The organism is Hungatella sp. L36 (assembly GCF_014288035.1).
In genome coordinates, this window is the sequence record NZ_JACOPC010000040.1 from 1 (window position 1) to 7,308 (window position 7,308).

At 37.8% G+C, this 7,308-nt stretch carries 9 protein-coding genes; 7 read left to right on the plus strand and 2 right to left on the minus strand.

The window, feature by feature from the left end:
- Positions 1-443: 443 nt before the first annotated feature.
- Entirely contained in the window at positions 444-1,691 is a 1,248-nt protein-coding gene (locus H8S80_RS33700; RefSeq protein ID WP_117633726.1) for a hypothetical protein, read from the minus strand.
- A gap of 58 nt (positions 1,692-1,749) precedes the next feature.
- Positions 1,750-2,490 (minus strand): hypothetical protein, encoded by a 741-nt coding sequence (locus H8S80_RS33705; protein WP_117633725.1) that lies wholly within the window; start codon positions 2,488-2,490, stop codon positions 1,750-1,752.
- 107 nt (positions 2,491-2,597) lie between these two features.
- Between H8S80_RS33705 and H8S80_RS33710 the strand changes: the two genes are divergently transcribed.
- The 7 genes from H8S80_RS33710 to H8S80_RS33740 all read left to right on the plus strand — a co-directional run bounded on the left by H8S80_RS33710 (position 2,598) and on the right by H8S80_RS33740 (position 7,116).
- A complete protein-coding gene (locus H8S80_RS33710; RefSeq protein ID WP_117633724.1) occupies positions 2,598-2,837 on the plus strand; it encodes a helix-turn-helix domain-containing protein in 240 nt (79 codons plus the stop codon).
- A 177-nt stretch (positions 2,838-3,014) separates the two neighbouring features.
- On the plus strand, positions 3,015-3,350 hold the full coding sequence (locus H8S80_RS33715; RefSeq protein WP_117633723.1) for a hypothetical protein: 336 nt from the start codon (positions 3,015-3,017) through the stop codon (positions 3,348-3,350).
- On the plus strand, positions 3,347-3,715 hold the full coding sequence (locus H8S80_RS33720; RefSeq protein ID WP_117633722.1) for a hypothetical protein: 369 nt from the start codon (positions 3,347-3,349) through the stop codon (positions 3,713-3,715). The genes H8S80_RS33715 and H8S80_RS33720 overlap by 4 nt, the downstream gene beginning before the upstream one ends.
- Positions 3,716-4,954 (plus strand): helicase HerA domain-containing protein, encoded by a 1,239-nt coding sequence (locus H8S80_RS33725; protein WP_117633721.1) that lies wholly within the window; start codon positions 3,716-3,718, stop codon positions 4,952-4,954.
- A gap of 121 nt (positions 4,955-5,075) precedes the next feature.
- A complete protein-coding gene (locus tag H8S80_RS33730; RefSeq protein WP_117633720.1) occupies positions 5,076-5,687 on the plus strand; it encodes a replication protein in 612 nt (203 codons plus the stop codon).
- Positions 5,653-5,880, plus strand: coding sequence for a helix-turn-helix domain-containing protein (locus tag H8S80_RS33735; protein ID WP_243008059.1), 228 nt, complete (start codon positions 5,653-5,655; stop codon positions 5,878-5,880). The genes H8S80_RS33730 and H8S80_RS33735 overlap by 35 nt, the downstream gene beginning before the upstream one ends.
- Positions 5,881-5,973: 93 nt before the next feature.
- A complete protein-coding gene (locus tag H8S80_RS33740) occupies positions 5,974-7,116 on the plus strand; it encodes a site-specific integrase (protein WP_117633719.1) in 1,143 nt (380 codons plus the stop codon).
- Positions 7,117-7,308 lie beyond the last annotated feature (192 nt).

Below are 7,308 nucleotides of genomic sequence, written 5' to 3' on the forward strand. Positions count from 1 at the left end.
CAAATCTAAATAAGGAGTTGGATCTATGAACGCAGTTGGTATTGATGTTTCTAAAGGTAAAAGTATGGTTGCTGCCCTCCGCCCGTTCGGCGAAATTGTTGCCAAGCCATTTGAAGTTCTACATTTTTCAGGTTTGCGATGAGAAGTAGGGGGCAGAAATGCCGGAAGTCCTTTATTCCATGCGGAAAAGTTCAAATCAGCCTTATAAACAAAGTTATCGTAACTTATTGATAAATGGTGTATTTTTATAGGAAAATGGTGTAGTAAATGGTGTATAAATCACAGGGAAAAAGTGATGTAGATATATTGAGATAGCCTGTCAATCCCTTTACCGCAGGCACTCGCAGAGTGGGGATTTACAGGCGAAAGCAGAATTACCCATACCCCCATAATTGAACAAGGGATATTCCAATTCACTCTTTTGGAATATCCCTTGATTACTTCTAATCTGCTTTACTGTATGTAAATCTGTGTTTATCGACAAAGCCATTGTCTAGTGCTATATGGTAAGTTAATATAAGTTCTCCATTTGAAATGTTACTTAAATCGAAGTTATACCAGACAAGCCGCACATCATCACTCCAGTTAGCACCCTCTCCTCCATAACTGCCCCTTTTATATGTATATACATCATAGTGAAATTCATCAATTGAATCTAATTCGTAAAAATAGTCACCTCTCAAAGTGATACCATTTTTATGAGCGTCACGGCTTATATATGGCTTATTATCGACATATTCAAACTTTATCGTATCGCTAACATATTTTGTTTTTTCTCCCCTATATATATATTCTTCAAACTTCCATTCGCCTTTCAACATTGACCAAAGTTCATCAATCGATGCCGCGGTATGTAAGCCAGTGAGGTCAGAGGATTTAGAGGATTCAGGAGCCACACTTGTATCTTCCTCTCCCCCATACCCTTCCCTAAAACTGGCTATGATAGCTATTACCTCTTTCTCCTCCTGTTCTGTAAATTCTCCGTTTGGAGAATCCGCAATAAAAGAGATATGACCAGCATACCAAAAGGAAAACGTAGGCAATCCAACAATTATAGATTCGTATTGTTCGCCCACCTCACTTTCCGGTAAAAGAGCATACCGCACAGGTCCGTTTTCGATGTCAACAGATTCACCGTCACTAAGCATATCGCATTCACTTGTGGTTTTTAACCTGGCAACCATAAACTTGCCTAAATCAGAATAGTCTGTTGCCTGTACATAATCAGGAATAAAACTTGCGTCTGCCACTCGTGTAACATCGACACCTCTGATATCACGTGTCGCGCCAGTCAAATCACGTGTTTCACCAAAATTCCAATAAGTAACATTAATACCTGTGCTGTTCGTTAATACCACCTTTTCTGAAGATGTTGAAACCTCCTCACTTGCGACTGTCCAGCCATCAGGATAGCCAAAAGAAAACGCGGGATATGTCACAAGGTTCACTTCCCCAAAACGAGTAATATATATATGCTTGAGTTCTACACCCGATTCTTTAGGCGTGATTATATCCGGTGCATACGCAGCATTTTCAATATCATCAGTGGCGTTTATAGTTTCTGTAGTTTCAATCGTTTGATTGGTTTCACCGGATATTTCTTGCTCTTGTTTTTCATGTGTATTTTTACCACCACAACCGGCTAATAATACGGTTAAAAGTACAAGAATAAGGAAAGAACTATTTTTCATGTTTTCATAACTCCTTTTATTTGGCTGGATTTTCTTGTGATTGTTAAAGAATATGGCGTTACCATCTTCCCATTCTTTTTTCACGTTCTATTTCAATTGAAAGCAGTTTCTCCGTGGCTTCTCTGGCTCTGCGCTGTTCTTCAAGACGCTCTTTTTCGGCTTTCTGCCGTTCTTTTTCCAATCGCAACATATCCTGATTGTGTGCTTCTTGTTGTCTGCGGAGAAGTACCAGCTCTCTATGAGTTGTATCAAGGGATAGCAAATACAAATTATCAATTGCGTCATAATAATCAATAGAAGTTCTAATAAAACCATTTCCTAAGTTATTCAGCTTGTTTGAAACTAATTCTATATAGCGTTTGTAACGTATGCCGAAACCATGTTTAATAATTTTAGTAATGATAAAAATTATTGGTACAACAAAAACAGTTAGAAATACTAACAGCACCTCAAACAAATCGAAAAATAATGAAGTACGCAACCCTATCGGAAGATATTTAAAAGTCAACATCTCGGCTACACAAACAGCTATAAGAAATATCTCGGTATATTTATATTTTTTCTCTATCTTTGCCCATTTTTCATACTGACGGTATTTTAATTCTTCGTTTTCTCGCTCTGGATTTACTATACTAGCTACATTTTCAAAATAGCGGCTTTTCTCTAATTCCAAACCTTGTAATTGTTCTTTTACTCCACTAACGCCAGCATTTGTATTCCCATATGTAACGGTTTTATTGTATTCATTCATAAAATACACTTTGTCTAAATCGTACCTTTCATACTTTGATTTTTTCATCTTACGTCCTCTCTGAAAACTATTCGCTTATATGAGGAATATTCCTCATACCGATATGCCATAATTGTATGAGATAATCAAAAAAAAGTCAAGAGAGGCTTTTCAATATGATATCCTTTCAGCCATTTAGAGAGTTAATGAAATCAAAACAAGTCAGCACCTATTTTTTACGAAATAAATGTGAACCATATAACCTTGATAATAAGACAATTGAGCGTTTAATGCGTGATGAATCCGTTTCGACTAATACCATTGACGCTTTATGCCAGATATTCAAATGTAGGTTAGAAGATATTATGGAAGTCTTGCCAGACCAAACAGAAAATACAGACAAAAACGATGCCTAAGATACACTATGGAAGTGATATCTTAGGCATTTTGATTTTTCTAAAGTGTGAATGGATAGGCTAATAGAAAATTGCAAGGGCAAGTAAATTAAAAAAGCAATTGACAACATGCCAACATTGTTGTATATTTGTGTTGTTGGTATGTTGTGCATGATTCAAGAGAATATGGAGGCTAATATGGAACAGAAAAAAATCATAATGATTACACTTAGACTAAAAAAGGAGGTGGCAATTGCTTATAAGCAATATCTAATTGAAAAACACAAGTCCGTAACTGAAGATTTGACCGCCCATATTGAAAGACAATCTCAACATTACCATATCATTGACGATTATGAGCCAATGAAAACAACGTCTAAAGAATATACCAAGTTAGGCTTTCGGGTTGATGATGAAACCTATACAAAGTACAAAAAAATTCTTGTTGAAAATTCCACCAATACGACCGCCGATTGTACAAGGTATATTCTAAAAACCATTGACGATGAAAAAAGAAAAGGAGAAACCTCATGAGTATTAAATTGTCAGACCTTAGCATTAACATTCCCGAAACAATCGGAGAGACAGTTTTACTAGTAGAAGAACCACGCCCCTATTTTAACTATATCGAAGGGGTCAAGGGTTCTGTTGCCGGAACCGTTTATACGGTTCTTTCGCCATGCCTGAATTACGAAAAACAAACTGTTAAAGTCCCGAGCGAAACCGTCCCCACTGTGGAATACAATGGAACACCTGTAAATGTTTCCTTTAAAGGTTTATCAGGAAAAGCATATCAGGATTTCAACCACGGCGGAGCCATCAAACTCTCTGTTACTGCGGATAGCATTTCTTTGGTTGAACATCAGCAAAAATTGAAATTGAAAGGAAGTGAAAACTAGGTGAAGTGGAAACGAATGAAAACGAACCAATATGCTTGGCAAAAATGGCTGTACATCGCGAATCTTTGCCTTGTATTTATTTGCATAATACTTAGAAAATTTAGATTTGATAACAGATTTCTTGTTATGGGGGTTACAATCACCAGTATTGGCGTACTCGCAGCGATTGCAACCACCCTGCTAACATGGAAGGCAAAGCATAAATCTGGCCTCATAGAAGATTTTATCAGAAAGAACAATTTATTTCAATCTCATTCTGTTCTCAAATATGGATTTCTGGGAGAAAAAGAGGTGGAAATAATAGACTATTATCCGCAAATAGATTATGCGGAAAATTCTAGTGATAACGTATTTTGCATTCGCTTTCGCTTAGACGGCAGTGCTATTGCTCAAAAATTCAGAAATTTAGAGCAGCCACTTGCAGACAAATTCTTCACCATATGTACTGACATCAAAGAGGAAAGAGGATATATTACATACTGCTTTGAACTGAATGAGCAGAAACAAACAAAAGTAGAATCCCCAAAGGATATTTTACCTGTTGGAGAAAATGAAATTGCTTTTTCTCATGATATCGTGTGGAATTGGAAAAAAACTCCCCATTTACTTCTCACCGGAAATACAGGGAGTGGAAAATCCCAACTAGCACAATATATTATCTCTTGTCTGCTTGAACAGGGTGTACGGGTGATTTACTGTGACCCAAAAAATGACGATGATATGAGAATGTTTTTGCAGAACAAATCTGTAGTATATGCTACTAAAGAAAATGATATCGCCAAAGTTATCCGTGAAACCGAAGAACAGGTACGTTTACGTGAAAAAGACTTGCAGAGTATTGGTTTTGACGAACTTGATTTCAACCCTATCTTTCTTCTATTTGATGAATTGATAGCATTTTCAAAAATTGCAGAAAAAAAGACGTTTACTGAAACCGCCCAACGATTAGGAGCGCTGATTGTCACCGGAAGAAGTAAACGTGTGTATGCTGGCTTGATTCTGCAACGACCTGATACAACCTTTGTAGAGGGAGCCATAAGAGACAACCTTTCATGTAAAATATGTATGGGACAAATGAGTGAAGCCGCATATAAAATGTCATTTGGCTCCGATTTTGCTAACATCAAAAATTACAGGCATGAGATTGGTTCCGGATTGATTTACAGACAGGGGATTGACACCAAACCACGGGAATTTATTGCACCCTTTATTTGTAAAGGCGCATTGAATACGGCTTAATGGTTTGTGCAGGTGGCGGCATTTCGGAGAAATGGAGCGGAGCGTTGCCACCTGCTAAATCCACTAGGGTGCCACTACGACACACCCTAGTGTTAATTGTTCAATGTTCAAAAGGAGATAAATGGATAAGAAAAGGACTCGTAATTGGGCTACCGTAGTATATCCAGAGTCAGCACCCGAAAATTGGAAATCAGCTTTGCAAGAACAGTGCATACCTGCTTTTATTTCTCCGCTTCATGATAACGACCTAAACACAAATGGAGAACTTAAAAAAGGGCATTTCCATGTTATGTTATTATTTGATGGCGTAAAGACACAAGAGCAGGTACAGGAAATATTCACCCTTATTGGCGGTGTAGGCATAGAACCTGTAAATTGTGTAAGAGCCTATGCACGCTATCTATGCCACCTCGATAACCCTGAAAAGGCGCAATATGATATTAAAGATGTACTCTCCTATTCAGGAGCGGATTACAGCACCATAATAAGCCTTGCAAGCGATAAATACAGCGCAATAGGGGAAATGATAGAGTTCTGTATTCAAAACGGTATAGACAGCTATGCAGAGCTTCTCATGTACTCAAAAAACAATCGCTTTGACTGGTTCAAGGTACTATGTGACAATGGAACTGTTACAATCGTGCAATTTTTGAAATCAAGGTACTGGGAAGTCCACAAATATATTAAGGAGAGATGGCATGAAGAAAGAGATTCCAGCATTAAGGGGGAATAATCTGACAATGAGGGAATCCAATGCAAATAAAAAACTTCTGACACTCAAAGAGGTATGCGATTATCTGGGAATAGGGCAGACAAAAGCAAGAGAACTGGTCAGAGGACATAATGGATTCGGAGTGCAGATTGGAAACCGATGGTATGCAGATAAAAGCAAATTAGACAGGTGGATTGATACGATGGCACTATAAATTGAAATAATGGGGTTTTAATGGTATACTATCAAAAAATATATCTACTACACAAATTCCCTGTGATTTACCGAAGAAAGGAAGAAGAAAATAATGGGTAAATCATTAAATGGGAAAGAATTAGGGCGCGGAATCACCCAGCGTAAAGACGGACTGTATCAGGCAAGATTTATCAATAGATTTGGCAAAAGACAGACCATTTACGCTAAAACATATAATGAAATCACAAAGAAATTAAGAGACGAGCAATATGAGGACGAAAAGCAACTAAATGTTGTTGATAGCAACATGACGCTGGACGAATGGTATGAGGTGTGGCTTGAAACCTGCAAGAAAAATTGCAGAAATACAACTAAGAGAACTTACTCAATCCAATATAACCGGCTCCGCAAAGATTTAGGTTGGCGAAAGCTGACAAATCTTAACTTGGTTATCGTACAGAACGCATTTAATGATATGAAAAGCGATTCCACTAGGAGAGACAGCAAAGCACTTTTAGTTGATATTCTTAATCGTGCTATGGAATCTGATTTAATAAACAAAAATATTGCATTGACTGTGAATACCAAAATTGAAAACAAAGAAAAGGTTGAAAAAAGGGTATTAACAGAAAAAGAGATTCAAGTCCTATATCACGCTTCAAGAGATGGTCGGTTATATCCGTTCTTTGTCGTGGCGCTAAATACGGGTATTAGAATGGGAGAAATCATTGGTCTAACATGGGATTGCATTGATTTTGAAAATGGCATTATTCGGGTAGAAAAAACATTATGTTATATGCCTAATAACGGGAATGCACTTTACGAGTTCCACCCACCAAAGAGTAAAGCAGGAAAGAGAAACATTCCCATGTCTAAGCTGGTAAAAGAAACACTACAGGAACAGAAATCATGGCACGATGATGTAAACACCCGGTTTGCTCCCCAAAAAGGCTTTGAGGACTTGGTATTTACCAGTAAAACAAACCGTCCGTTAAACGCTACCAACATAAAAGATTCTATCAATTATTTAGTTGCAAGAATTAACGCTGAACGTCCAAAAGAAAGATTTGAACATTTTACACCACATTGTCTTAGGCACACTTTTGCAACGAATTGTATCGCAAAAGGTATGCGTCCTAAAACATTACAGAAATTGCTGGGACACAATTCCTTGCAAATGACTATGGACTTATACTGTCATGTACTCGATGAAACACTGAAAGAGGAAATGTCAGCGATTGCCGAAATGGTGTAAAAGTGGTGTAGTAAAGGACTTAGAACCTGCTGGAAGCCTTGAAACAAGCGGTTTCCAGCACTAAGCCTTAAAATTCCGCATACTTCCAGTGGTTTCCATCAGCTAGTTGATCAGCTCAATTCTCTGGACGGTAGTACTCGGATTATCATGGAGCATACAGGACGGTATTACGAACCTATGGCCCGATGGCTC

What these genes read in the sequence shown, in the direction of transcription:
- H8S80_RS33700 (WP_117633726.1), bottom strand. Translation starts at nt 1,691, where the DNA reads ATGAAAAATAGTTCTTTCCTTATTCTTGTACTTTTAACCGTATTATTA.
- H8S80_RS33705 (WP_117633725.1), bottom strand. Translation starts at nt 2,490, where the DNA reads ATGAAAAAATCAAAGTATGAAAGGTACGATTTAGACAAAGTGTATTTT.
- H8S80_RS33710 (WP_117633724.1), top strand. Translation starts at nt 2,598, where the DNA reads ATGATATCCTTTCAGCCATTTAGAGAGTTAATGAAATCAAAACAAGTC.
- H8S80_RS33715 (WP_117633723.1), top strand. Translation starts at nt 3,015, where the DNA reads ATGGAACAGAAAAAAATCATAATGATTACACTTAGACTAAAAAAGGAG.
- H8S80_RS33720 (WP_117633722.1), top strand. Translation starts at nt 3,347, where the DNA reads ATGAGTATTAAATTGTCAGACCTTAGCATTAACATTCCCGAAACAATC.
- H8S80_RS33730 (WP_117633720.1), top strand. Translation starts at nt 5,076, where the DNA reads ATGGATAAGAAAAGGACTCGTAATTGGGCTACCGTAGTATATCCAGAG.
- H8S80_RS33735 (WP_243008059.1), top strand. Translation starts at nt 5,653, where the DNA reads ATGAAGAAAGAGATTCCAGCATTAAGGGGGAATAATCTGACAATGAGG.
- H8S80_RS33740 (WP_117633719.1), top strand. Translation starts at nt 5,974, where the DNA reads ATGGGTAAATCATTAAATGGGAAAGAATTAGGGCGCGGAATCACCCAG.